The sequence below is a fragment of the Synechococcus sp. BA-124 BA4 genome (assembly GCF_034931165.1).
Map to the genome: position 1 here is coordinate 1 of NZ_JAYGIA010000008.1, position 22,028 is coordinate 22,028.

A 22,028-nucleotide genomic window follows, 5' to 3' on the forward strand; every position below is an offset into this window, starting at 1 on the left:
GCCTGCGGCCGATGCCCCAGACGTCCTCGACCGCGACGGCCGCCAGCCAGGGGTCGGGATCGGCCAGCGCCCCCAGATCGAACACGCCGCCGTGGGCCGGATCGGCCTTGGCCAGCTTGTTGGCCAGCTTGGCGAGCACCTTGGAGGGGGCGATGCCCACCGCCACGGGCAGCCCCAGGTGACGCCGCACCTGCCGGCGCAGGGCCCGCCCCCAGGCGCTGAGGTCGCCGGCTTCGGGGCCAGCGGCGGTGGGGCGGTGCAGCCGGCCGAAGGCCTCGTCGATCGAATAGATCTCCAGCTCCTCCACCCAGGGCTCGAGGGTGAGCATCAGCCGCTGGCTCATGTCGGCGTAGAGGGCGTAGTTGGAGCTGCGCACCACCACCCCGTGGCGCTCCAGCTCCCGCCGCACCTGGAAGTAGGGCTTGCCCATGGGGATGCCCAGGGCGCGCGCCTCGGCGCTGCGGGCCACGATGCAGCCGTCGTTGTTGGAGAGCACCACCAGCGGCCGCCCGATCAGCGATGGATCGAGCGCCGCCTCGCAGGAGGCGTAGAAGTTGTTGCCGTCGATCAGCACGGTGGCCCAGGCCATGGGCGCCCTCAGAGCGGGTGGATCACGTGGATGGCGACCCCCCAGAGGCGGGTGTCGTCGGCATCGCTCAGCTCCAGGGGCGGATAGGCGGGATGGGCGGCCTCCAGCCGCAGCCGGCCCCGGTGCCGCACCAGGCGCTTGAGCGTGAAGGCCCCGTCCAGCACCGCCACCACCACCCGGCCGTGGCGGGGTTCGACGCTGCGGTCGACGATCAGCAGGTCGCCGTGATGGATGCCGGCGCCGATCATCGAATCACCGCTGACGCGCAGGAAGAAGGTGCTGCTGGGGCGGGCGATCAGCTGCTCGTTGAGGTCGATGCCGGTTTCGACGTAGTCGTCGGCGGGACTGGGGAAGCCGGCCGCCACGCTGTCGCCGGCCAGGGGCAGCAGCAGGGGCCGGCGCCGCTCGCGCAGGGGCAGGGGCGTGAACGGTTCGCTGAACCCGCCGGTGATGGCCACTGAGTGGCCGGCTGGGTCGACGGCCGGGTCGGTGGTCATGGGCAGCCGTACAGGGATCGCCAGAGTAGTTCAGGTGTACTGATGTCTGTTGCGTGGCGCCCGCACGACCGAAGACGCACGACGGCAGGGTCTCCGTGTCCCTGCGGCGATCTGATCGGCCATGGGGTGGTTTCCGCTCCCCAGGCCAGCATGGGGCGCGTCGATGACGTTGGGGAGCGGGCCATGGTGGTGCAGGTGCTGAGCGAGGCGGAGCGCTTCAAGCTCGACCGCTCCGATGACGCCGCCTTCTACGCCGAGCCCCGCTTCGTGCACCACCTCGACGGCGCCTTCCGTGACCGGCTGACGGCGCTCTACCGCGAGCGGATCCCGCCCTGCGCAGTGGTGCTGGACCTGATGAGCAGCTGGGTCAGCCATCTCCCCGAGGAGGTCCGCTACGAGCGGGTGATCGGCCATGGCCTCAACACCCGGGAGCTGGAGGCCAATCCGCGCCTGGATCAGCACTGGGTGCAGAACCTCAATCGCGACCAGGTTCTGCCCCTGGCGGACGCGAGCGTGGACGCGGTGCTGATCGTGGCGGGGTGGCAGTACCTGCAGCAACCGGAGGCGATCGCGGCGGAGCTGCTGCGGATCCTGCGGCCCCAGGGGCAGCTGATCGTCGCCTTCTCCAACCGGATGTTCATGCAGAAGGCCCCCCAGATCTGGGCCGACGGCAGCGACCGGGATCACCTGGAGTACGTGGTGCGGGTGCTGGTTGCCCAGGGCTGGCCGATGCCGGAGCTGGTCGCCGAGTCGACCCGGGCGGAGGGGCCGCTGGGCTGGCTGGGGGGCCACGGAGATCCGTTCTTTGCGGTGATCGCCCGGAAACCGGGGCCCGGCCACCGCGCCAACCACAGTTAACAGTTCTTTACACTAGGCTGTCTGGAAAGCCGGAAAACCATGACAACCCTCGTCAACGTGATCGGCCCACTGCTGTACATGGGCTGTTTCGCCGTCATTCTCGGCGGCGCGTTCGCCCTGATGACCCAGACCCTGCGCAGCAGCGAGCGGGTCGCCACGCCCCGCCGTCGCCACCCTGAAGCCCCCAGCCCCGGTGAGGAGGTGATGGTGGTCGACCTCAGCCGTGAGCGGCTTGAGCAGCTCTACCAGCAGGCTTCCTGAGGCCCTGCGTGACCCTGTGATCTGAGGCTGTTGGCGTTGAGTCCGGGGCAAGGTTGTGATCCTGCTGCTCCGTCGCTGGCTGTGATCGGTGCCGGGGTGTCCGGTTGTGCTCTGGCGGCCAGGATGCGCCGGCTGGGCTGGCAGGGGCCGATCAGTCTCTGGGAATCCGGCCGGGGGCCAGGAGGTCGTGCCGGCACGCGCCGTTCCCGCCACGACCTCCTGGGGCGACTCGATCACGGAGCACCACTGCTCTCGATCAGCAGCAGTCCCGCGCCAATGCTGCTGGCTTCCTTGCTCGATGGGGGCTGGGTCGAGCCCTGGTCCGGTGCACTGGCACTGCTCGATGGAGAGGGCCGGCTGATCCCCGGGGGCACCGATCCGCTCACGCAGGGGGATCTGTACCGGGGCAGAGGCGGAATGGATCAGCTCTGCCGGGGGCTGCTGGAGCTTGGTGGCAGCGGCCTCGAGCTGAACAGCCACTGCCTGGTGCGCCATCTGGCCCGGAGCGCGGACAGCGGCTGGGAGCTGCTCGATCAAGAGCGGCAGCGGCTGGGGGGCGCCGACTGGCTGGTGCTCAGTGGCACTCTGCTGGTGCATCCCCGGTGCCAGGCGCTGCTGGGCTGGCCCGAACCACCCTTGCAGCCGCTGGTCAGAACGCTGGGGGATCCGCGGCTGGAGCGGGCTGCCGCCGCCATCGCCGCCATCGACACCAGTCCGCGCTGTGCCCTGATGCTGCTGATCCAGTCCGACGCGGCTGAAGCCTGGCGGGGGCTTCCCTTCCGCCTGCTCAGCTTCGAGGCGGCAGCCCAGAGCCGTTGGGGTCTCTCGCGGCTCTCGATTCAGCCCCTGGAGGATGGACGCTGCGCCGTGGTGGCCCACTCCACGGCTGACGTGGCCAGGCTCCACGCCGGCGTGGCCGGATCGCGCTCCTCGGTGGCCCGGCTGCCCGGGGTCATCTCGTCGCCCCAGCGGGAGCAGGCGCTGATCGAGACCCTTGCCTCGGCCCTCTCGGCGGTGATGGAGCCCTGGATCGCATCGCTGGAGCTGGAAGGCGCCGATCCTCAGCTGATGCGCTGGGGGGCGGCTTTTCCGGAGGGAGAGGGCCTGGCCAGCGAGCTGACGCTCTGTCCGCAGAGCCGGATCGGCTTCTGTGGTGATTTCGTCAGCGGCCCCGGTCTCGGCCGGATCGAGGGTGCCCTGCGCAGCGGCGAAGAGCTGGCGGAGCAGTTGCTGGCGGAGATGGGGTCCGCGTCAGTGTCCGTTCAGGAGCAGCCGGCCTGATCCCTGCGCTCCAGCCAGCTGTCGGCCTCCCTGGCCAGGGCCGCACCTCGGGCTGTGTAGAAGACCAGGTGCCGCCGGTTGCGGTAGAGGGGTGCGCGTGTGGCCTGCAGTTCAGCTTCGGCGCGATGACGGCAGCTGAGCAGGGCGTCGAAGTCGATCGGCTCCGTCCCGGGCTGGGCCGACTCGGCCTGCTGGCTGATGGCGGGGCAGAGGCGCTGGCGCACGGCTTTGAGCAGAAGAATTTCCTGCTGCAACGCCTGATCGGCAAGGGCCTGGTAACGCTCCTGCAGGGTCGTGCAGCTCAGGACGTCCTGCGCCAGGGCCGAGGAGCTCAGCAGCCAGCCGGCGGCCATCAGGCTGAGGAGTCTGATCACCACCGCATCACCCTCAGGTCTTGCCGGTGAAGTGTATGGGGCGTTGCTGAGGCGTTGGGATGGCGTGGCGCAATGGCGGAAAAAGTTTGTTACCCTGACGAATTATCAAGAATTGCTTATGGCGGAATTCGGTATCTCGTTGCTGATCGCCACAGCGAAAGCAGTGCTGGGCAGCGCCCTGGTGCTGGTGTCGCTGCGGTTGACGGGTGGTTGGTTGATGCGTCTGGCCAGAAGAACTCCTGGTGACACGGACGATCAACTGTTGCGCTCGGTGCTGACCACCGCCGCCCCCATCGGTTACCTCGGCGCGTTCTGGTGGGGTTGGCGCTCGCTGGTGGCTGATGTCGAGGCGCTCAACTTCGGCGAGGGTGTCGATCGCATGCTCGCAGCGGTCATGCTCTTCCTGGCCATCGTGCTGATCGTGCGGCTGCTCAATCGGGTGCTGCTGTTGCTGCTCGATCGCTCCCTGCGCCGCCTCAGGCGTGAGAACCAGCTCTCGGTGCTGCGGGGCCTCGAGCCAATGATTCGCTCAGGCGTGTGGATCCTGGGCCTGCTGGTGTTTCTGCAGAACCAGGGCGTTCAGATGGGTGCCATCTATGCCTCTCTGGCGGGGGCCGGCATCGGCGTGGGCCTGGCGCTGAAGGGGCCGATCTCCAACTTCCTGAACTACCTCACCATTCTCTTCGATGAACCCTTCCGAATCGGGCAGTTCATCTGTTTTGATGACGTCCTGGGGACGGTGGAAGGGGTGGGAATCCGCTCCACAATTATCCGCAGCCTCAGCGGCGAACGCATCGTGATCAGCAATGAAGATCTGCTGGGAAAGGTGATCCAGAATTACGGGGATCTGCCCAAGCGGCGGGTAGCCACCACGATCGGTGTGGTCTATCAGACGTCGGTCGAAACGGTCAAGGCGATTCCCGCCCTGGTTGAGGCGGCGATCCGCTCCAAGCGCCCGGCGGAATTCGATCGCTGTCATTTCACGCGTTTCGCCGACAGCGCCCTGGAATTCGAATTCGTCTATTTCATTCCCGATGCCGATATGGTCCTGTTCCTGGATGTGCAGCAGGAGATCAACCACGCCATCATGGAAACCTTCCAGAAGCACGACATTGAGTTCGCCTATCCCAGTCAGACACTCTTTCTGGAATCTTCCCGGGTGGCGACCAGGGAGGTGGCTCTGGCCGTCGGTTGAAGCTCCATCGTGCGGTTGGCCCATGAACGCACGACGCACCACGACCGGGCTGGGGGCGCTGATGCTCACGGCTGCCCTGGCCAGTGCCGTCGCTCAGGGGCTGCGGCCACTCCCCGTCTGGAGCCAGGCCGTCGAATCCGATCCCGCCGCTGCCGCTTCCAGGGGGGACTCCCTCAGCTTTGGAGGCCAGCGCTACTGGCATCGCTTCACCGCCGGTGGGCAGCATGAGTTCACCCCTGAGGGGCAGGGCAACCTGACCACCTGGCGTGACATGGTGACCCTGAACGTGCACGAGAGCGTGCGTAACGGTGACCAGCTGGCGGGCCTGGCCAACGGGGTGCTTGCCAATTACCGCCGGGCCGGCAGGGTCATCCGCACGGCGTCACGGCCCAGAACGGATGCCCGACCGGCGGAGCACCTGATCGTGGCCCTGCTGCAGGCACCCGGTCTGGTGGAGGCGGTGCTGGCCCGGGTGGTGCTGGTGGATGGCGTCGGGGTCGTGGTGGTGCGCTCCCACCGTGCCTACGGAGCCAGGGCGGCCGACTCGGCGGGCGACTGGCTCGCGGCCAATGGCCCGACACTGGAAACCAGCCTGATGGCCTGGAGTGTGACACCTGCCCCGGCTCAACTGCGTCAGCTCCAGCGCTGAGTGGCCAGGCCTCAGCCGCTCCACGTCTCGAGTTGTCACCTGCTGGGCACGGCAGCGAGGGCTTGACTCTCCAGTGGAGTGGAGACCATACGGTTGGCCTGCTCTGTTCTCCAGCGATGCGCCACTCCTCGCTCCCTGTCCTGCTGATCAGCCTCGGCGCAGTTGCCCTGATGGCTCCGGCCGCCCGGGCGCAGATGGATCCCGGCATGGATCACCGGCATCATGACCACTCGATGCCCGTGGACCATGGTGACCACGTCCATGACGTGGGCCCCGCCGGTGCCACCTACGACCTGCGCTTCCTCGACGGCATGGTTCAGCACCACACCGGTGCGCTGCGCATGAGCGAAGTCGTCTTCGACATCGGCCAGCCCGGCGTCGGTGCCCTCGGCAGGAGGATCTGGCGCGATCAGGCCGATGAGATCCGGGCGATGGGGCTGTGGCGCAAGGCCTGGTATCCCCAGGCGCCGGTGTACCCCGTGGCGCTGGCGCCCGGCGGTGATCCCGACAGCCTGTCGGGCCTCACGCGCATGAGTCAGTCCCAGATCGAGGGGATGCGCATGATGGGCTCCGGACCCACCAGGGAGAACCGGGTGGTGTGGTTCCTCGAAGGCATGCTCGAGCACCACGGTGGGGCGCTGAAGATGGCCCATGACGCCCTGGCCAAGAGCACCAACACCACCATCCGGCGCTTCGCCCGGGACGTGATCCTCGCCCAGCGGGCCGAGATCATCGAGCTGAGACGCATGCTCGCGTTTGAGGGACTGCACAAGCCGGAGTATCACAAGTTCGACGCTCTCTTCCGGCTCTGAGCACAACTCCGGTCCGGCTTGCTCCGGTCAGGAGGTCTCATGGACGTTCAGTTCTGGGGGCTTTGGCCCCGACGCGCACCGATCAGCAGGCCCAGACCCGAGCCGGCCACCACCAGGGTGAGCAGGCCGAGGATGGCGGAGTACCAGGGCTGCAGGTTGATCAGCCCGAAGTTGCCGGTGTGCAGCTTCATCAACCAGAAGGCCTCGATCTCCCGGGCCGAGAGCAGTCCGTAAAGGGACCCGGAGAGGGCGGTGAGGATGATCGGCAGGGCCGCCAGGGGCACGAGGGCACGGTGCAGGCGGCGCAGTTGATGGCGGGTTCTCATTCATTCTGCAGCGCCTTGTGCAGCGCCTGCTCATTGGCGCAGGGCATCCAGGCGCCGCCCATGGCGAACACCCCCTTGCAGTTCAGTTGGCTGGCGCGGCGTTCGGCCTCCTGACGGGTCCTGTACATCCCTTTGGCGTGCGCTCCGGCGGGAGCCGGATCGAGCCAGGGGACCGCGGCGGCCATCAGGACGAGCACAACGGGCATCGCCATGGCCACGGGTTGAGGCGTTCCTGAGTTCATCTCGATTTCGAGTCCGCCTTCTGAACCGCCTTCTGATAGGCGTCGAAGGAGCTGCAGGGCATCCACTCCCTGCCCATCGCAAAGACACCGCTGCAGGAGAGTGTCCTGGCCCGTTGTTCAGCAGCTGCCTTGGTGGGGAACATGTCGTTGGCCTGCCCGCGGGCCGCAGGCGATGCAAGGGTCAGCGAAGCGGTCCCCAGGCCCGCTGAAAGGAGCAGAACCAGACCGAGGCGCGGCATGGGCAGGGGATGGAGGAGGGTGATGCGAGCTTAGAGTCTCCTGAGGAGTGGAGAGTCAAGCCGATGCAGACCGCCCTGCACCAGGCACCGGGCGAGGCCATGAAGATCGGCGCCCTGGCTGCCCGCAGTGGTCTGCCGGTGAAAACCCTGCGCTACTACGAAGACCTGGGTCTGCTGCCGGCGATCGGCCGCACCGAGGGTGGCTACCGTCTGTTCAGTGAGCAGAGCCTGCGTCGCCTGGAGTTCATTCGCCGGCTCAAGACCCTCGGGCTTTCCCTGGAGGAGATTCAGAGCTGCCTGTCGGTGCATGATGCCGGCAAGCTGCCCTGCCAGGACATCCAGGTGATGCTCAACCACCAGATCGAGCGCATCGAGCGGCAGATCCACGACCTCGGGGAGCTCAGGACCGAGCTGGAGGGATTGCTGGCGGGCTGGCGCAGCGACCCCGCCCGGGAGGACGATCTGATCTGCCCGAACCTGAGGCTGTGAGCTTGTATCCCGAGCAGGCACCAGGATTCAGTGCAGCGGACCCGGTTCCCCTCCTCGCCCGCCTGCCTCCTGCGCCACTCCGATGCGGGCGAACAGATCGGTGCTTTCGCGGTTGAGGTTGATCACCTCCACGGCACTGCCGCCGAGCTTGAGCCGGCGGATCACCTGATCGAGCACGGTGACACCGCTCTGATCCCAGATGTGGGCCTCGGCCATGTCGATCGTGACCCGGGCCGGATGTTCGTGGACTTCGAAACCCGCACGGAAGTAGATGCTGCTCACGAAGAACAGCTGACCGCGCACCGTGTAGACGCGGTGATCGGGTGCATCCAGGCGGCTGTCCACATCGATCACCTTGGCCACCTTGCGGCTGAACAGAATCGCGGCGAGGGCCACACCGGCGAGCAGGCCGATGGCCAGGTTGTGGGTCAGCACCGTGATGCCCACGGTGAGCAGCATCACGGCCGTGTCGCTCCTGGGGATCTTGCCGATCCCGGTGATCGAGCCGAAATTGGCCGTGTTGATGGCGATCATGATCATCACGCCCACCAGGGTGGCCATCGGGATCTGATTCACCCAGTCGCGCGCCAGCAGGATCATCGCCAGCAGGCTCACCCCTGAGGTGAGGGTGGAGAGGCGGGTGCGGCCGCCGTAGCCCACGTTCATCACCGACTGCCCCACCAGGGCACAGCCGGCCATGCCGCCGAACAGCGAGCTCACGATGTTGCCGATGCCCTGTCCCCGGGCCTCGCGGTTCTTGTGGCTGGTCTCATCGGTGAGATCGTCGAGGATGTCCTGGGTGAGGAAGGTTTCCATCAGACCCACCAGTGAGATCGCCAGGGCCGTGGGCAGGATCAGCCCGAGGGTGTCGAGGCTGAAGGGCACGTCCGGCAGGGCGAAGCGGGGCAGACCCGTGGGCAGGCGGCCCAGGCTTGAGACCGTGGGCAGATCCAGCTGGAGGTTGATCGACAGGCCGGTGGTGATCAGGATGGCGATCAGGGCCGAGGGCACCGCCCGGGTGAGGCGCGGCAGGACATAGATGATCAGCAGGGTGAGTCCGATCACCCCCCAGACCGCCGGCAGCTGGTCCGGTTGCACCGCCACGGCTTCCGGATGAAAGAGATCAAGGCCGAGCTGGGGCAACTGGGCCAGCAGGATCAGGATCGCCAGGGCGTTCACGAACCCTGCCATCACCGGCTGCGGTACGAAGCGCATCTGCTGGGCCAGCCGCAGATAACCCCAGGCGATCTGGAGCACTCCAGTCAGCAGGCCAGCGGCGAGGAGGTACTGAAGTCCGAGTCCGGCGCCAAGGGCATCGCCCTGCTGCACCAGCCCCGTCATCAGCAGGGCGGTGGAGCCGGTGGCGGAGGTGATCATCGCCGTGCGGCCGCCCACCACCGCCAGGGTGACCGCCAGCAGAAAGGCCCCGAACAGACCCACGCTGGGATCGACACCGGCGATGCCGGAGAAGGCGATCGCCTCCGGAATCATCGCGAAGGCCACCACCAGGCCCGAGAGGATGTCGCGATGGGGCAGGCCCCACCACTCCTTGAGGGAGAGGGTCATCGACGGAAGGCGACGCGGTGCGGACTGCAGGCATCCTGCAGGTTGGCCTCCACCGAGGTGGTTCCGGCGAGATGCTCCTGATCCCTGGCCTGCTTCTGGTCCTGCAGCGGTTGCCGGGTCCGGCTCTGGTGGCCATGGCCCTGGCCGATGGCCGCGCCACGGTGCTCTCGATCGGGGATGGCGACACGATCCGAGTGCAGCAGGGCCCGCGCCGGATCAGCGTGCGTCTGGCCTGCATCGATGCCCCCGAGCTGGACCAGGCCCCCGATGGCGCCAGGGCCCACCGCTACCTCAGGATGCGCCTGAAGATCGGCTCCAGCGTCAGCCTCAGGCCCCAGACCGTGGATCGCTTCGGTCGCCTGGTGGCCGAAGTGATCGGCGAGACCAACCTCGGCCTGGCGATGGTGGAAGACGGCGAGGCCTTCGCCTTCCGCCGTTATCTGGCCAGCTGCGACGCCAGGGAGTATCTCGACGCCGAAGACCGGGCGATGCGTCGTCGCCGTGGGGTGTGGCAGATGCCCGGGGGCATCATGCGGCCGTGGGACTTCCGGCGGGTCAGGAGCCGCCGTTGATCAGACCAACCCTGCGGCTGTTCTGGTCCCGGGTCTGCCGACGCTCTGGCGGAGATGGATAGGGTTGGGCCCATGGGTCCGGTTCAGGTCGTCTGGTTCAAGAGGGATCTGCGGGCGGCCGATCACCAACCGCTGGTGCAGGCCAGTTGTCGTGGCCCTGTGTTGCCCCTGGTGGTGGTGGAGCCTGACCTGTGGCGCCAGAGCGATGTCTCTGCCCGGCAGTGGGCCTTCTGTGCCGAGAGCCTGGAGGACCTGCGCCGGGTTCTGTCCGGTCTGGGCCAGCCGCTGGTGCTGCGGATCGGCACGGTCGAGGAGGTGCTGGAGCAGATCCGCCGCCGGTTCGGCATCGCGGGCCTCTGGAGCCACGAGGAAACCGGCAACGGCTGGACCTATGCCCGCGACCGGCGCGTGGCCCGCTGGGCCAGGATCCATTCCATCCCCTGGATCGAGATCCCCACGTTCGGCGTGATCCGCCGGTTGGACAACCGCAACGGCTGGGCACGACGGTGGGAGGCGCGCATGGCCGAGCCGGTGGCTCCGCCGCCGGATGCCATGCAGCCGCTGCATGGCCTGGATCCCGGCGCCATCCCCTCGGCCAGCGACCTGGGACTGACGGCTGACCCCTGTCCGGGCCGACAGATCGGGGGGAGAGCGGCGGGGCTGGCCGTTCTGGAGAGTTTTCTGAATGGGCGGGGGGCTCGCTACCACCGTGAGCTGTCCAGCCCGCTCACGGCATTCGAGAGTTGTTCGCGTCTGTCTCCCCACTTCGCCTGGGGCACCCTGTCGATGCGCGAGGTGGTGCAGCGCAGCCGCAGGAGTGGAGCTGCGCCGATGGGTTTCGAGGCACGGTTGCACTGGCACTGCCACTTCATCCAGAAGCTCGAAAGCCAGCCGGATCTGGAGTTCCGTGAGCTCCATCCGCTCACCGCCGGCCTGCGCATCAGCGACCCCGGGCGGCTGGCGGCCTGGGCCGAGGGACGCACCGGACTGCCGTTCGTGGATGCCTGCATGCGGGCCCTGATCGCCACCGGCTGGATCAACTTCCGCATGCGGGCGATGCTGATGTCGGTGGCCAGCTATCACCTGTGGCTGCCGTGGCGGGAGAGCGGACTGCATCTGGCCCGCCTGTTCGTCGATTACGAGCCCGGCATCCACTGGAGCCAGTGTCAGATGCAGTCGGGCACCACGGGCATCAACACGATCCGGATCTACAACCCGGTCAAGCAGGGCCAGGATCACGATCCCCGCGGTGCGTTCATCCGCCAGTGGCTGCCGGAACTGGCTGGCGTGCCGGCCGTGCACCTCCATGAGCCGTGGACGATGGCGGTTGTCACCCAGCAGCGCGTGGGCTGCGTGCTCGGGGTGCACTACCCCGTGCCGATCGTGAAGACCGATGACGCGGCCCGGGAGGCCCGTGCGCGGATCTGGGCCGCCAGGCAGGAGCGGGGCTTCGCGGAGCTGGCCGATGCGATTCAGCACAGGCACGGATCCCGCCGCTCCGGCCTGACTTCCACTCGGGACAGTCGTCATCGCCGATCCAGCCCTCGCCCACCGACCGGTCAGCAGATTCAGCTGCCGCTTGATCTGGATCTGGCCTGAGTCCCGTGGCCAGGTCAGCCGCCCGGAACAGCACTTGCACAGCCGTGACGGTTTGCTGCGCTGGCAGGACGGAGTGATTGCACGCTTTAAGGATTGCTCTAGATTTGGGGTCTGGTGGATGTCCCCATGGCTCAATCTGTCTCGCTGCTTGCCGCCACCGGTCTGGCTGGGCTGGCCTTGGTGAGCCTCTCCATCACCCTGCTGATCTGAGCGCGGTCCAGCTGCCTGGTCTGCGGTCCCCGGAGCCGCAGATCAGGCAGCGTTGCGCTTCGGCAATCCTTCGGCTGGAGTCGCCACAACAGTGAACGACTCGCTCCAGGGACCCTTACCGTCCTGCCGGTGCAGTTGCGTGATGGCGGTGACGTCCCAGTGGCTCGATCCAGTGCTCGCGGACCATGTCGTGGCGAATCTTGGCTGTGTCAAGACGGCAGCCCAGCTGAATGGACCCCTGATCCAGAAGACGCCCGAGCCTCAGCGCGGTTGCCTCCTCGACGCGTGAGAAGTTGTCCTGCTGATCGGTGAGCCAGGACAGTTCTCCATAGGTGATCACACCGGTCGAGAGGGATTCGAGGAAAAGCTCGCCAACCGTCATGGCCTTTGTTGCGGTATGTAAACATTCTGACGTCCCGCCGGCCTGTCCGTGGGGGTTGCCCTCAGGAGGGCCGCTCCCTCCAGCCCTCTCGCCTCACCTGGATGCCTCACCACATTGACCGCCCCACCAAGACCTGCCAGGTCTGCGGACGACCGTTTCAATGGCGGAAGAAATGGAAGGATGTGTGGGCTGAAGTCCGTCACTGTTCGGATCGCTGCCGTAGAAACCGGAACCGTCTTGATCCAGTCGTGCCCGCCAGGCAAGGTGCAAAGGATTGAATGAGTCTGGCCGAATTCAGCATTCAGGCTATTGGATCAACACTTCGGGATACATGCGTGTCATGCCCAATCTAATTTGTGTAACGGTTGCACTCTTGCGGAAAAGTTATTCTCCCGCTGAGGATCTCCAGCTGCCTGCTTGAGCACTTTGTGGGCTGAAAGGTGCATGTTGTATCTGATTCTGGGAAAGAATCTGCTGACCCCGTTCCCAGGCGCATCGCCGTGAGAGAAGTTCCAGGTCGTCAAACCAGGTTGTTTTGGTCATTTGTCCGCCATGCAGCCGGATGTGGTAAACATTGGCTTCGATGATAATGCCTGGAGCCATACAGGTTACAGCAATCATCATGCCAATATCTTCGCCTTGAGATAGCCCCATCCAGCCGCCGGCTCTCTTCAGCAGGTCGGCATCAACAAGTAACGTCGTCGGCCCCAATGGGATACTGGCCTTTGGTGTTGGCCAGGCACGCCAGACATCCCCTGGGTAGCTGGGTCCAGGCGGCACTATTGCAGGGTCACCTTTGCTGTCATCTGTGCAATATCCAGCAGACCACTTGGCACCATGCTGAGACAGGATCGCCTCTAGCCGTTGATCAATGGAGTGGGGATAAAGCCAGTCATCATCATCAGCGCTGGTGATCCAGTCACCACGGGCAATCACCAATCCAAGATTGCGAGCCGCAGCTTGACCGATCGGTCGATCAGTTGCGATCACTGTGGCCTGGTCGCTGATCGCTGCAGGGAGCCCAGAGCGACTGGCCCCATCAATCACGATGACATGTTCCACCAGGCAGTCGTTCTTCTGCAGGCTCTGATTCAGTTCCACCAGCATGCTAAGCCGATCTTGAAGTAGCCTGGTTGGCGTGATCACGCTGACGGCCATTGAGTTTTCTGGGGAATTCATTCCTATCTTGGTCTCGAGTCAAAAGGCTCGGGAGCCTCAATCTTTTCCTGGCGTGAGGCTTGAGATGAACGCTTGAAGGGATACCGGTGTGAAGGGAGCGATGCGGCGGGCCAGCCCCTCAAACCTGGACGATGCCACCCGACACTACCAGTCTCAAGGCCGCCTCTGGCCTCTGCAGGGACATCTTCAGCGCGTCCAGATCTCCCTCGTTGCTGGTCTTCATGGCTTCAAGGTGAGGCCATGATCTCCCGGTCCATGGATCAGGCCGGCAGCGTGGCTCCGAGCTGCACGTCAGATCCCGGCCAGGGAATCCGTTACATCCCCAAGGCTCCGCCAGGGCTTCGTACATCTCAAGCCAATCTGCCGATCTGTTCAGAGCATTGATCCCTGTTCTCTGTCCGCACTGGATGCCTTCCTTCTCAGATCCGTGTGGCTTCTGACTGGAGCCGGCCGTCCCGATCGACGCTGTAATGGGTCGGTGAGGGGGAAGCCTGCTGTGGTGCGTGACTCTCCGTCCGATCAGGCCAGAGCGAATCCACAACCCACCGAGGTGCTGGCGGGTTCGATCGAGCGTGTCACCTTCCACAACGCCGAGAACGGCTTCTGCGTGCTGCGCATCAAAGCTCGCGGCCACCGGGAGCTGGTCACGGTGGTGGGTCATGCCGCCGAGATCAGTGCCGGTGAATGGGTGACCGTGAGCGGCACCTGGGCGAACAGCCGGGAGCACGGTCAGCAGTTCAAGGCCACCGTCCTCAGGTCTTCGGCGCCGACCACTGCCGAGGGGATCGAGAAGTATCTCGGCTCGGGAATGATCCGCGGCATCGGCCCGGTCTATGCCAGCAAGCTGGTGGCGGTGTTCGGCGATCAGGTGTTCGAGGTGATCGAGCACACCCCGGAGCGGCTGCGGGAGGTGCCCGGCATCGGTCCGGTGCGTGGTCAGCGGATCAGCCAGGCCTGGGCCGATCAGAAGGTGGTGCGCGAAATCATGATTTTCCTGCACAGCCATGGCGTCGGCACCGCACGGGCTGTGCGGATCTTCAGGACGTATGGCCATGACGCCGTGCAGGTGATGGCCGAGAACCCTTACCGCCTGGCCCGTGACATCCGCGGCATCGGCTTCCGCACCGCTGATGCCATTGCCGTGCGGCTGGGCATCGAGCCCGAGGCGATGATCCGCCTGCGCGCAGGAATCAGTTACGCCCTTCTGGAGGCCAGCGGTGATGGCCACTGCGGCCTGCCCAGCGCCGAGCTGCTCAAGCTGGCCGGTGAGCTGCTGGCGGTGGAGCGGCCCAGGGGGCCCCTTGATGAGACCGGCGCCACCTCTCGGGTGCCCCTGGAGAGCGGCCTGATCGAGAGCGCCCTGGATTTGGAGCTGAGCGAGGGCTCCGTTGTGGCCGACACCCTCGCCGGTGAGCCGGCGATCTTCCTCTCCAATCTGCACCGCGATGAACGCCGAATCGCGGCAGTCCTCCAGGCGCTGGCCCAGGGCCGCCCGCCCTGGAGAACGATCGAGTCCGGCAAGGCGATTCCCTGGGTGGAGCAACGCCTGGGCCTTGAGCTGGCCGCCAGTCAGAAGGTGGCGGTGGAGCAGGCGCTGGCGTCCAAGGTTCTGGTGATCACCGGCGGGCCGGGGGTGGGGAAGACCACCTTGATCAACGCCATCCTGCGCATCCTGGCGGCCAAGAAGCTGCGCATCCTGCTCTGCGCCCCCACCGGTCGTGCCGCCAAGCGGATGGCGGAAACCACCGGACTGGACGCGAAAACGATCCACCGGCTGCTGGAGTTCGACCCGGCGGCCTTCGGGTTCAAGCGCAACGCCGAGCTGCCGCTGGAGTGCGATCTGCTGGTGGTGGATGAAACCTCGATGGTGGATGTGCCATTGATGGCCTCCCTGCTTGAGGCCCTGCCACCCGAGGCGGCTGTGCTGCTGGTGGGCGACGTCGACCAGCTGCCCTCGGTGGGGCCCGGCCAGGTGCTCGCCGATCTGATCAACAGCGCCGCGCTGCCGGTGGCCCGGCTCACGGAGGTGTTCCGCCAGGCGGCCTCCAGCCGCATCATCACCACCGCCCACGCCATCAATGCCGGCACCATCCCCGATCTGCGGCCGCCGCCGGCTGAAGCCACCACCGACTTCTATTTCCTTCCCGCCGAGACACCCGAGCAGGCGGTGGCCCTGATCCTCAAGGTGGTGGGCGAACGCATCCCAGCCCGTTTCGGCCTCGATCCGATCGCCCAGGTGCAGGTGCTCTGCCCGATGGCCCGCGGTGGTTGCGGGTCAAGGTCGCTCAACATCGAGCTGCAGCAACTGCTCAACCCCGATCCCACCGAGCAGGTGGAGCGTTTCGGCTGGCGGTTCGCCCCAGCCGACAAGGTGATGCAGGTGGCCAACGACTACGAGAAGGAGGTGTTCAACGGCGATGTGGGCACTGTCGAAACGATCGACGCTGATGCCAGTGAACTGACGGTGCGCTTTGACGGGCGTGAAGTGACCTACGGGTGGGGTGAACTGGACCATCTGGTGCCGGCCTACGCCTGCACCATCCACAAGAGCCAGGGCAGCGAGTATCCCGCCGTGGTGATCCCCCTGCTCACCCAGCACTACGCGATGCTTCAGCGCAATCTGCTGTACACGGGCATCACCCGAGGCAAACAGCTGGTGGTGCTGGTGGGCCAGAGAAAAGCTCTGGCGATGGCGGTGAAGAATCACCTCGGCCGAGAGCGCTTCACCAAGCTGGCGGAATGGCTCACCACATCAGAGGCCTCGACCGGGGCAGTAAGAACGTGATCCTGCAAGCGTTCCCAGCCCTGGCCAGCGACCGTCTCAAGGACTCCGTGGTGTGTGTCCTGAGATCCCTTTGGCCGCCGGGATCGCAGCGACGAGATTGCTGCATTCAGCAGGCTCCGGGCTTGCTGAGCCAGGTCCATCCCCTGTGCCGATGGCAGAGGACGGTCAACCGTATCTTCGTGGTCTGATTGCCATCAGCCTGGACGTTATCATTGATCCATTGACTGTTTGAACTCATGGCTCTGACCGGTGCTGATCTGCTCGCCAAAGTGAAAGAGCTGGGCGATGCGTCCAAGTCCGATCTGGTGCGCGCTGCAGGTTATGTGAGCTCCAAGAAAGACGGCAGCGAGCAGCTGAACTTCACGGCCTTCTACGAGGCACTCCTCAAGGCGAAAGGAGTCAGCCTTGGGGATGGAGCTGAAAGGAGCAAAGGGCGTGGTGGCCGTTCACTGAGCTACATCGCCACGGTGCAGGGGAACGGAAACCTGCTGGTGGGCAAGGCTTACACGGCCCTGCTCGACCTCAAGCCAGGCGATGAGTTCGAGATCAAGCTGGGTCGCAAACAGATCAGGTTGGTGCCCGTGGGTGGGACTGACGAGGAGGAGTGATGACGACAGGTTGGAGGCCCGCTCATGACACAACGAACCGTCCTGCGCCTGGGTGACCCACGTCTGCGTCAGGTGTCACGCCCCGTCGAGCGGTTTGGAACGCCTGAACTGCACGCCCTGATCACGGATCTCCGGGACACCATGGCGGCCTGCGCTGGAGCAGGCCTGGCCGCTCCCCAGATCGCCGTGCCCCTGCGAGTCGTGATCTTCGGAATCACGGTGAACCCGCGTTATCCGGAGGCCCCCCCGATCCCGGAAACGGTGCTCATCAATCCGGAGATCACCCCGATTGATCGGGATCGTGCTTCAGGCTGGGAGGGGTGCCTCAGTGTTCCGGGGTTGCGGGGACAGGTGAGTCGCTGGCGGAGGATCCTTTATCGGGGCTTTGATGCGGAGGGCCATCCGATTGAGCGATCCGTTGATGGATTTCACGCCCGCGTGGTCCAGCACGAGTGCGACCATCTCGATGGCGTGCTCTTCCCGGACCGGCTGGTGGACACCAGGTCCCTGGGCTTCACGGAAGAACTCGAGGCCAGCGGACTGCTGCCGGTAGCCGGACCCCTGGCGCCAGCCAGCCCAGAGCACACTCTCGACAGGATGCGCCAGCAGCTCGAGCGGCACTCCGCGCTGGAGGATCTGGGCCCTCTGTTCGGCCCGAAGGCCCAGGGGCTTGCCCCTGGCCGCGATCCCAGCTGAACAGCGTGAGCCATCCCCACCTGGGACTGGATCAGCCCATGAAGGCAGATCAGCCTTGTCAGAATGGGTAGCCCGAGCCCCCCTTTCATGCTGTTCCCGGCCCCCTTCTGTTCTCCCCTCGCGCCGGTCCGGATCGCCGGGCTCCAGGCCGCCGTGATCCTGCTGCTCACCCTGCTGATCAAAGCGAGGATCCAGATCAAGGTGGCTTCAGCCGTGGGGGTGTTCCTCCTGGTCCTGCAGACCCTGGTGTTCCTCACCGCCAGTGGAGCCCTGGGGCTGACGAGTCTCGGTGGACTGGCCTCTGCCCTCAACCGGCGCTCGGAGCGGACGGTGTGACAGCCCGTCAGGCACGTCAACCAGCTGTGCGCTCACAGTCCAGAGTGCGTCAGCGAGGGCATCGTCCTGGGCTTCGGGGCTGGGGTCGGCTGACTCGAAGCGCAGCTGCCCAGGAGCGATCAGGCGGTTGACGTGATAGCTGAATTCCGGTCTCCCATAGGCGGCAGAGCTGGCCAGTTGCGCCAGCAGAGCCCCGGCCTGCCCAGGAGTTGCCGTGAGGCGCAGCAGGTCACGGGCCACCAGGGCGAACAGCCGCTGACCCCATTCGTTGTGGTGACGACTCTGGCGGAAGAACCCGCCGCTGCTGCGCGGGATCACCAGGCCCGGACTCCAGGCCAGCACCGACATGGGTGTGCCGCGCTGGCGCAGGCGACGCTCCAGGCCTCGGGCGAAGAGCAGGTTGCACAGCTTGCTGTCCTTGTAGGCCTTGTCGGCGCTGAAGGGCGAGTGACCGTCCACCATTGAAAAGCCTGCACCTGTCCTGAGGCCCGCCAGATCACCCAGACCGGCCGCCTGAGCCACCCGCCCGCCGGGCGAGTGAGGATCATGCACCTCCGAGGCAGTGATCACCAGCCGCGGGGACTCGCTGCGCTCGAGCAACGGAAGGAGCTGCATCACCAGGGCCTGATGGGCCAGGTGGTTCACCGCGACCGTGAGCTCATACCCCTGGGCCGATCGCTGTGGCTCGGCGGCGCCGCTGTACTGCAGTCCGGCATTCAGCACCAGGGTGTCGATCGGCGTGCCGTGGGCGATCAGCTCCTGGGCACAACGCTCGACGCTCTTCAGATCGGCCAGATCGCAGATGGGGGTGAGCAGATCGGCACCGTCGACGCCCAGAAGCTTCTGGCGGGTGGCGTCGGCACGGTCCTGATCACGGCAGGGCAGGGTGAGCCTGTGGCCAGCCTGCAGCAGCAGCAGGGCCGCCTGCTGGCCGATGCCGGAGCTGGCGCCGGTGATCAGGATCCGCCGTCGCCGGGAGAGCGTGCTGGTCCGTGGGTCGTCGCTCATGGGCTGGCTGCCGGGCTCTGGCGTTGGAACACCCCCTGGCCATCGACGTTGAAGTTGTCGATCTGGACGCGGCTGGCCGGTCCATCACCACCCACGCTGAAGGCCACTGCGCTGGGGCCAGAGGCGTTCTCGCCGCTGGGCTGGTATCGGAAGGTGTCGCCGCTGATGTGAGTGAGGGGATAGGCCCTGCGCTGCGGGCCCAGTTCCAGCACCAGGCCACTGCCCTGGGGTTTCACGGCGATCTCTCCAACGAAGCCGTTGCTGTAGCGGCCGCTGTAGGTCGCCAAGGGCCGTGCCGGGGCTGGATCTGTGGGCTGCTGGGGCACCCGCGGGTAGTCCTGTCGGGCGATTCCGGCGAACAGAGCCCCCAGGGGCTTGAGATAGTCGAGCTCAACCTTGCCGAAGCGAGCCAGGTCGAGGAAGCTCAGCGCCACCGTTTCAGGCACTCCGATCGGCTGGCCGTTGGTGAGCACCACAAGTCCCAGCGACTCCCCCGGCAGCAGGTACACCGCCGTGGAGGCCCCAAGCTCGAAGCCTCCGGAGTGGCTGAGCTGCACGGCGCCCTGATCGGTGCTGCTCACGTTCCAGCCCAGCCCGTAGAAGCCCGTGCGATACACCGCTGGATTGGGTGAGGGCGCGCTGGTGATCAGCGGGCGGTGGGTGTCAGAGAGGGCGACTGGAGACACGATCTGGTGGCCTCCGGCGGCTGCCCCCAGTCGCCCCCCCGCCAACTGCAGCCGCAGCCACTGGGACAGGTCTCGCGCCGTGGAGCTCACTCCACCGGCGGGCGACTGGGCATCAGCGTTCCTCTGGTGGCGGGCCACCCAGCGGCGGCTGTCCGCTCCGGTGGCTGCCTCCCGCACATGCAGGGCGGCACGGTTGGAGGCTGCGACGAAATCGGCGTGACTGGAGCTGGTGCGGCCCATGCCCAGCGGACGATAGAGCCGTTCCTTCGAGAGCTCCTCCCAGCCCTGGCCACTGGCGTTGGCCGTCGCGATGGCCCCTGCCGTGAACCCGAAGTTGGTGTAATTGAAGACGGCCCGGAAGCGGTTTCCCAACGGCAGCACCCCCAGACGCTGGAAGATGGTGTCGCGATCGAAGCCGATATCCTCCAGCAGGTCGCCCGCGTGGTCGGGCAGACCGCTGCGGTGCGAGAGCAGATCTCGCAGGGTCACCTCCTCAGCGATGGTGGTTGGCCCGAGACGAAACCCGGGAAGGTCACCGATCACCGGATCGTCCCAGCGCACGCGCCCATCCCCCACCAGGGCCGCCACCACTGTGCTGGCGATCGGTTTCGAGAGCGAGGCCAGCTGAAAGATGGTGTCGGGATCCACCGCCCCGGCCATGCCTACCTCACGCTGCCCATAGCCCCTGAGAAACACCACCCGGTCGTCGTGAACCACGGCGATCGCCATGCCGGGAACTCCCGTTCGCTGCAGGATCCTGGTGGCGAGGGCATCGAGCTTCGGCAGTGCTGCCGAGATCTTGGCCGTGGTCACCAGCCGCGGCGGCGGAGGCGGACCGGCCATGGCTTCGGCGGCCTTCAGCGATGGCCCTTGACCAATCGCGCCAAGGACCAGAACCAGCGCTGCCAGCCTCGCCACCTGGTGACGCCGTTGCACGGAACCAGAACTCGGATCATCGAGCCCGGGACCACCAGGCATTGAGTGTGCACCAGGGGACAACGACGGGTTCATGACGGGTTCAAGCAAGCCCACGCTATCGATCGTGTCGCTCCCCTGCAGGATTGACCTTCGGATTCCGTTCGGGGTTCGTCCTGAGGGCGGCCTCCGGGGTGAATTCATTGCGACGGAGCTGTGACCAACTCCAACCGAAGCTCAGGGGAGAACGTCCCAGCGGTGGGGTCCTCCAGGAGCTGATTCAGCCCGGAGTAGTCAGTGGTGGGAACGGATCGTGCTCATGGATCAGGGGAGGAGGTGGCTCACCACCAGGGTCACAGACCGGTCCACACACAGCAGCCGGCTCCATTGTTCTTTCACCATGCCAGGTACGATGCCCGAATGAAGCACTCGAACATGATGGTGTTCAAACCGAGAACTCAGAAAACTGAGATCAATGGAGGCGACATGTCAGGTCAAATCATGATGAAATCCGAGTGTTCATGTATTGAACTGGAACCAAAAAAACAATCGCAATCCGGCGCTTTGTTCGACGCAATCCCTGCTATTCTCTCAACCGAGAATGGTTGCCGTCGGCCCAGAATCAGATGGAGGTTCTCTCTGCTTCTGCTGGCCATGTTTCTGCTGATGGAGACCATGCTCTCAAGTTGCGCGATGGCAAGGTCGTTCAAGCGTCGCGTTCAGGGAAATAGGCAATCTGCAGCATCTAAACCAGTCAATGTGTCTACAAGTGGTTTGGCCTACTCGCCATTGATTCCTGGTGCTCCTGCGGGCAGTAATACCCTCGATATTTTTGCCTGTAGGCAGTCTTCTGGCTCACCTTGCCCGACTCTTGTTTATGTTCATGGAGGATCTCTGATGAGAGGCGATAAAAGAAGTGTCGGTTCCATGCCAGACCTTATGAATCGCAATGGCTTCTGTCTTGTCTCCCTGAACTACCCGGTCTATGGACGTCCTGTCAACGGATTGATCGAGCAGCAGATGTCTGCGCTTTCTTCCGCCACGGCATGGCTTGAAGGCAATCTCAGTAAAATCAGACCTTCATGCACCATGAAGGATGCTGCCATGATTGGACATTCAGCTGGAGCATATCTGGCAGCGCTGACTGCCACCAGTCCGCGATATCGAGCAACTGCAGATACTTACCAAAAATTCATTCTAAACGATTCTAACTGGTATACAGGCAAAGTAGCGCGATACAAAGATAGTCTGGCCACTATTTTTGGACAAAGTGCCATGAGCGGATCGGGCAAAAATTCCCTTCTTGCCGAATGGGTCCCCGCTCAGCTTGTCAGGACATCATGCCCGAAGAAATCATCACCAACCGATGTGATGATTATGTATTCAACCCAACGGCCCGAAAAACAGCAGTCTGAAATCAGGTCGTTCGCCAGTGCACTCAATGATTGCAGGGCTTTCAACGCCTCTCTTTCGGCTCATCCATATGACCATAAAGGTATGCACACGAGTATCGGAGAGCCTGGAAGCAGCACGGGGGCGGCCATTCTTGCTGCTCTGAAACGTTGATCTCTATACCTTGTCTCAGCAAAAGAGATCGAACTCTCTGTGGACGTCTCTTGTCAGCTCATCCCTGACCCTGTCGCAACAGATCTGCTGATTCTGCAGGAATCACTG

The 22,028-nt window shown here is 65.1% G+C and carries 24 protein-coding genes and 1 pseudogene; 14 read left to right on the top strand and 11 right to left on the bottom strand.

The features are described from left to right. Positions 1-589: pseudogene (locus tag VB734_RS01475) on the bottom strand (Y-family DNA polymerase); the annotation flags it as partial. An 8-nt stretch (positions 590-597) separates the two neighbouring features. Continuing rightward, on the bottom strand, positions 598-1,086 hold the full coding sequence (locus VB734_RS01480) for a LexA family protein (RefSeq protein WP_231594754.1): 489 nt from the start codon (positions 1,084-1,086) through the stop codon (positions 598-600). Between the two features lie 183 nt (positions 1,087-1,269). Here VB734_RS01480 and VB734_RS01485 point away from each other — a divergent pair, with 183 nt between their 5' ends. Genes VB734_RS01485 through VB734_RS01495 form a run of 3 tightly spaced genes read left to right on the top strand, consistent with a single transcriptional unit; the run spans position 1,270 to position 3,486 of the window. Beyond that, on the top strand, positions 1,270-1,944 hold the full coding sequence (locus VB734_RS01485) for a class I SAM-dependent methyltransferase (RefSeq protein WP_197166895.1): 675 nt from the start codon (positions 1,270-1,272) through the stop codon (positions 1,942-1,944). A gap of 39 nt (positions 1,945-1,983) precedes the next feature. Then, positions 1,984-2,205 (top strand): hypothetical protein, encoded by a 222-nt coding sequence (locus VB734_RS01490; protein WP_197164437.1) that lies wholly within the window; start codon positions 1,984-1,986, stop codon positions 2,203-2,205. Between the two features lie 36 nt (positions 2,206-2,241). Beyond that, complete coding sequence (locus tag VB734_RS01495; protein ID WP_231594753.1) at positions 2,242-3,486, top strand: NAD(P)-binding protein; 1,245 nt, start codon at positions 2,242-2,244, stop codon at positions 3,484-3,486. On the opposite strand, the gene VB734_RS01500 is transcribed toward VB734_RS01495, so the two are convergent. Next, the gene (locus tag VB734_RS01500) at positions 3,468-3,863 is read right to left on the bottom strand and encodes a hypothetical protein (RefSeq protein ID WP_197164435.1); all 396 of its coding nucleotides are present in this window, start codon (positions 3,861-3,863) and stop codon (positions 3,468-3,470) included. The two genes, VB734_RS01495 and VB734_RS01500, sit on opposite strands and share 19 nt — an antisense overlap. A gap of 136 nt (positions 3,864-3,999) precedes the next feature. On the opposite strand from VB734_RS01500, the gene VB734_RS01505 reads away from it, so the two are divergent. The 3 genes from VB734_RS01505 to VB734_RS01515 all read left to right on the top strand — a co-directional run bounded on the left by VB734_RS01505 (position 4,000) and on the right by VB734_RS01515 (position 6,516). Continuing rightward, positions 4,000-5,055 carry a mechanosensitive ion channel family protein gene (locus VB734_RS01505; RefSeq protein ID WP_322781485.1) on the top strand — a complete coding sequence of 352 codons (1,056 nt, stop codon included), beginning with the start codon at positions 4,000-4,002 and terminating at the stop codon, positions 5,053-5,055. Between the two features lie 22 nt (positions 5,056-5,077). Then, the gene (locus VB734_RS01510; RefSeq protein ID WP_197164431.1) at positions 5,078-5,704 is read left to right on the top strand and encodes a hypothetical protein; all 627 of its coding nucleotides are present in this window, start codon (positions 5,078-5,080) and stop codon (positions 5,702-5,704) included. 116 nt (positions 5,705-5,820) lie between these two features. Further along, entirely contained in the window at positions 5,821-6,516 is a 696-nt protein-coding gene (locus tag VB734_RS01515) for a DUF305 domain-containing protein (RefSeq protein WP_197164429.1), read from the top strand. A 47-nt stretch (positions 6,517-6,563) separates the two neighbouring features. On the opposite strand, the gene VB734_RS01520 is transcribed toward VB734_RS01515, so the two are convergent. The 3 genes from VB734_RS01520 to VB734_RS01530 are packed head-to-tail and all read right to left on the bottom strand — an operon-like array spanning position 6,564 to position 7,323. Next, on the bottom strand, positions 6,564-6,842 hold the full coding sequence (locus VB734_RS01520; RefSeq protein WP_197164428.1) for a hypothetical protein: 279 nt from the start codon (positions 6,840-6,842) through the stop codon (positions 6,564-6,566). Next, positions 6,839-7,054 (bottom strand): DUF3721 domain-containing protein, encoded by a 216-nt coding sequence (locus VB734_RS01525; protein WP_231594749.1) that lies wholly within the window; start codon positions 7,052-7,054, stop codon positions 6,839-6,841. The genes VB734_RS01520 and VB734_RS01525 overlap by 4 nt, the downstream gene beginning before the upstream one ends. Positions 7,055-7,080: 26 nt before the next feature. Beyond that, on the bottom strand, positions 7,081-7,323 hold the full coding sequence (locus VB734_RS01530) for a DUF3721 domain-containing protein (protein ID WP_197164424.1): 243 nt from the start codon (positions 7,321-7,323) through the stop codon (positions 7,081-7,083). Between the two features lie 63 nt (positions 7,324-7,386). Between VB734_RS01530 and VB734_RS01535 the strand changes: the two genes are divergently transcribed. Continuing rightward, positions 7,387-7,812, top strand: coding sequence for a heavy metal-responsive transcriptional regulator (locus VB734_RS01535; protein ID WP_231594748.1), 426 nt, complete (start codon positions 7,387-7,389; stop codon positions 7,810-7,812). A gap of 27 nt (positions 7,813-7,839) precedes the next feature. On the opposite strand, the gene VB734_RS01540 is transcribed toward VB734_RS01535, so the two are convergent. Then, positions 7,840-9,378, bottom strand: coding sequence for a SulP family inorganic anion transporter (locus tag VB734_RS01540; protein ID WP_322781483.1), 1,539 nt, complete (start codon positions 9,376-9,378; stop codon positions 7,840-7,842). Between the two features lie 71 nt (positions 9,379-9,449). Here VB734_RS01540 and VB734_RS01545 point away from each other — a divergent pair, with 71 nt between their 5' ends. Together VB734_RS01545 and VB734_RS01550 are read left to right on the top strand one after the other, a co-directional pair. Continuing rightward, positions 9,450-9,950, top strand: coding sequence for a thermonuclease family protein (locus tag VB734_RS01545; RefSeq protein WP_322781482.1), 501 nt, complete (start codon positions 9,450-9,452; stop codon positions 9,948-9,950). A gap of 72 nt (positions 9,951-10,022) precedes the next feature. Further along, complete coding sequence (locus tag VB734_RS01550) at positions 10,023-11,549, top strand: cryptochrome/deoxyribodipyrimidine photo-lyase family protein (RefSeq protein ID WP_322781481.1); 1,527 nt, start codon at positions 10,023-10,025, stop codon at positions 11,547-11,549. Positions 11,550-11,874: 325 nt separating this feature from the next. Here the strand turns inward: VB734_RS01550 and VB734_RS01555 are convergent, their stop codons facing one another. After that, on the bottom strand, positions 11,875-12,141 hold the full coding sequence (locus VB734_RS01555; RefSeq protein ID WP_197164416.1) for a hypothetical protein: 267 nt from the start codon (positions 12,139-12,141) through the stop codon (positions 11,875-11,877). A gap of 101 nt (positions 12,142-12,242) precedes the next feature. On the opposite strand from VB734_RS01555, the gene VB734_RS01560 reads away from it, so the two are divergent. Then, positions 12,243-12,419 carry a DUF2256 domain-containing protein gene (locus VB734_RS01560; protein WP_322781480.1) on the top strand — a complete coding sequence of 59 codons (177 nt, stop codon included), beginning with the start codon at positions 12,243-12,245 and terminating at the stop codon, positions 12,417-12,419. Between the two features lie 106 nt (positions 12,420-12,525). On the opposite strand, the gene VB734_RS01565 is transcribed toward VB734_RS01560, so the two are convergent. Beyond that, the gene (locus VB734_RS01565) at positions 12,526-13,320 is read right to left on the bottom strand and encodes a glycosyltransferase (protein WP_197164412.1); all 795 of its coding nucleotides are present in this window, start codon (positions 13,318-13,320) and stop codon (positions 12,526-12,528) included. A 499-nt stretch (positions 13,321-13,819) separates the two neighbouring features. On the opposite strand from VB734_RS01565, the gene VB734_RS01570 reads away from it, so the two are divergent. The 3 genes from VB734_RS01570 to def all read left to right on the top strand — a co-directional run bounded on the left by VB734_RS01570 (position 13,820) and on the right by def (position 17,409). Further along, the gene (locus VB734_RS01570; protein ID WP_322781479.1) at positions 13,820-16,105 is read left to right on the top strand and encodes an ATP-dependent RecD-like DNA helicase; all 2,286 of its coding nucleotides are present in this window, start codon (positions 13,820-13,822) and stop codon (positions 16,103-16,105) included. A 236-nt stretch (positions 16,106-16,341) separates the two neighbouring features. Beyond that, positions 16,342-16,713, top strand: coding sequence for an AbrB family transcriptional regulator (locus VB734_RS01575; protein WP_322781478.1), 372 nt, complete (start codon positions 16,342-16,344; stop codon positions 16,711-16,713). Between the two features lie 24 nt (positions 16,714-16,737). Further along, the gene (gene def, locus VB734_RS01580) at positions 16,738-17,409 is read left to right on the top strand and encodes a peptide deformylase (RefSeq protein ID WP_322781477.1); all 672 of its coding nucleotides are present in this window, start codon (positions 16,738-16,740) and stop codon (positions 17,407-17,409) included. A 207-nt stretch (positions 17,410-17,616) separates the two neighbouring features. Here def and VB734_RS01585 read toward each other — a convergent pair whose 3' ends face one another. Further along, positions 17,617-18,753, bottom strand: a complete 1,137-nt coding sequence (locus VB734_RS01585) for an SDR family NAD(P)-dependent oxidoreductase (RefSeq protein ID WP_197164404.1) — start codon at positions 18,751-18,753, stop codon at positions 17,617-17,619. Continuing rightward, the gene (locus VB734_RS01590) at positions 18,750-20,282 is read right to left on the bottom strand and encodes a serine hydrolase (RefSeq protein ID WP_322781476.1); all 1,533 of its coding nucleotides are present in this window, start codon (positions 20,280-20,282) and stop codon (positions 18,750-18,752) included. Before VB734_RS01590 ends, VB734_RS01585 begins: the two co-directional genes overlap by 4 nt. A gap of 510 nt (positions 20,283-20,792) precedes the next feature. Between VB734_RS01590 and VB734_RS01595 the strand changes: the two genes are divergently transcribed. Next, the gene (locus VB734_RS01595) at positions 20,793-21,920 is read left to right on the top strand and encodes an alpha/beta hydrolase (RefSeq protein ID WP_322781475.1); all 1,128 of its coding nucleotides are present in this window, start codon (positions 20,793-20,795) and stop codon (positions 21,918-21,920) included. The last annotated feature ends 108 nt before the right edge of the window (positions 21,921-22,028 follow it).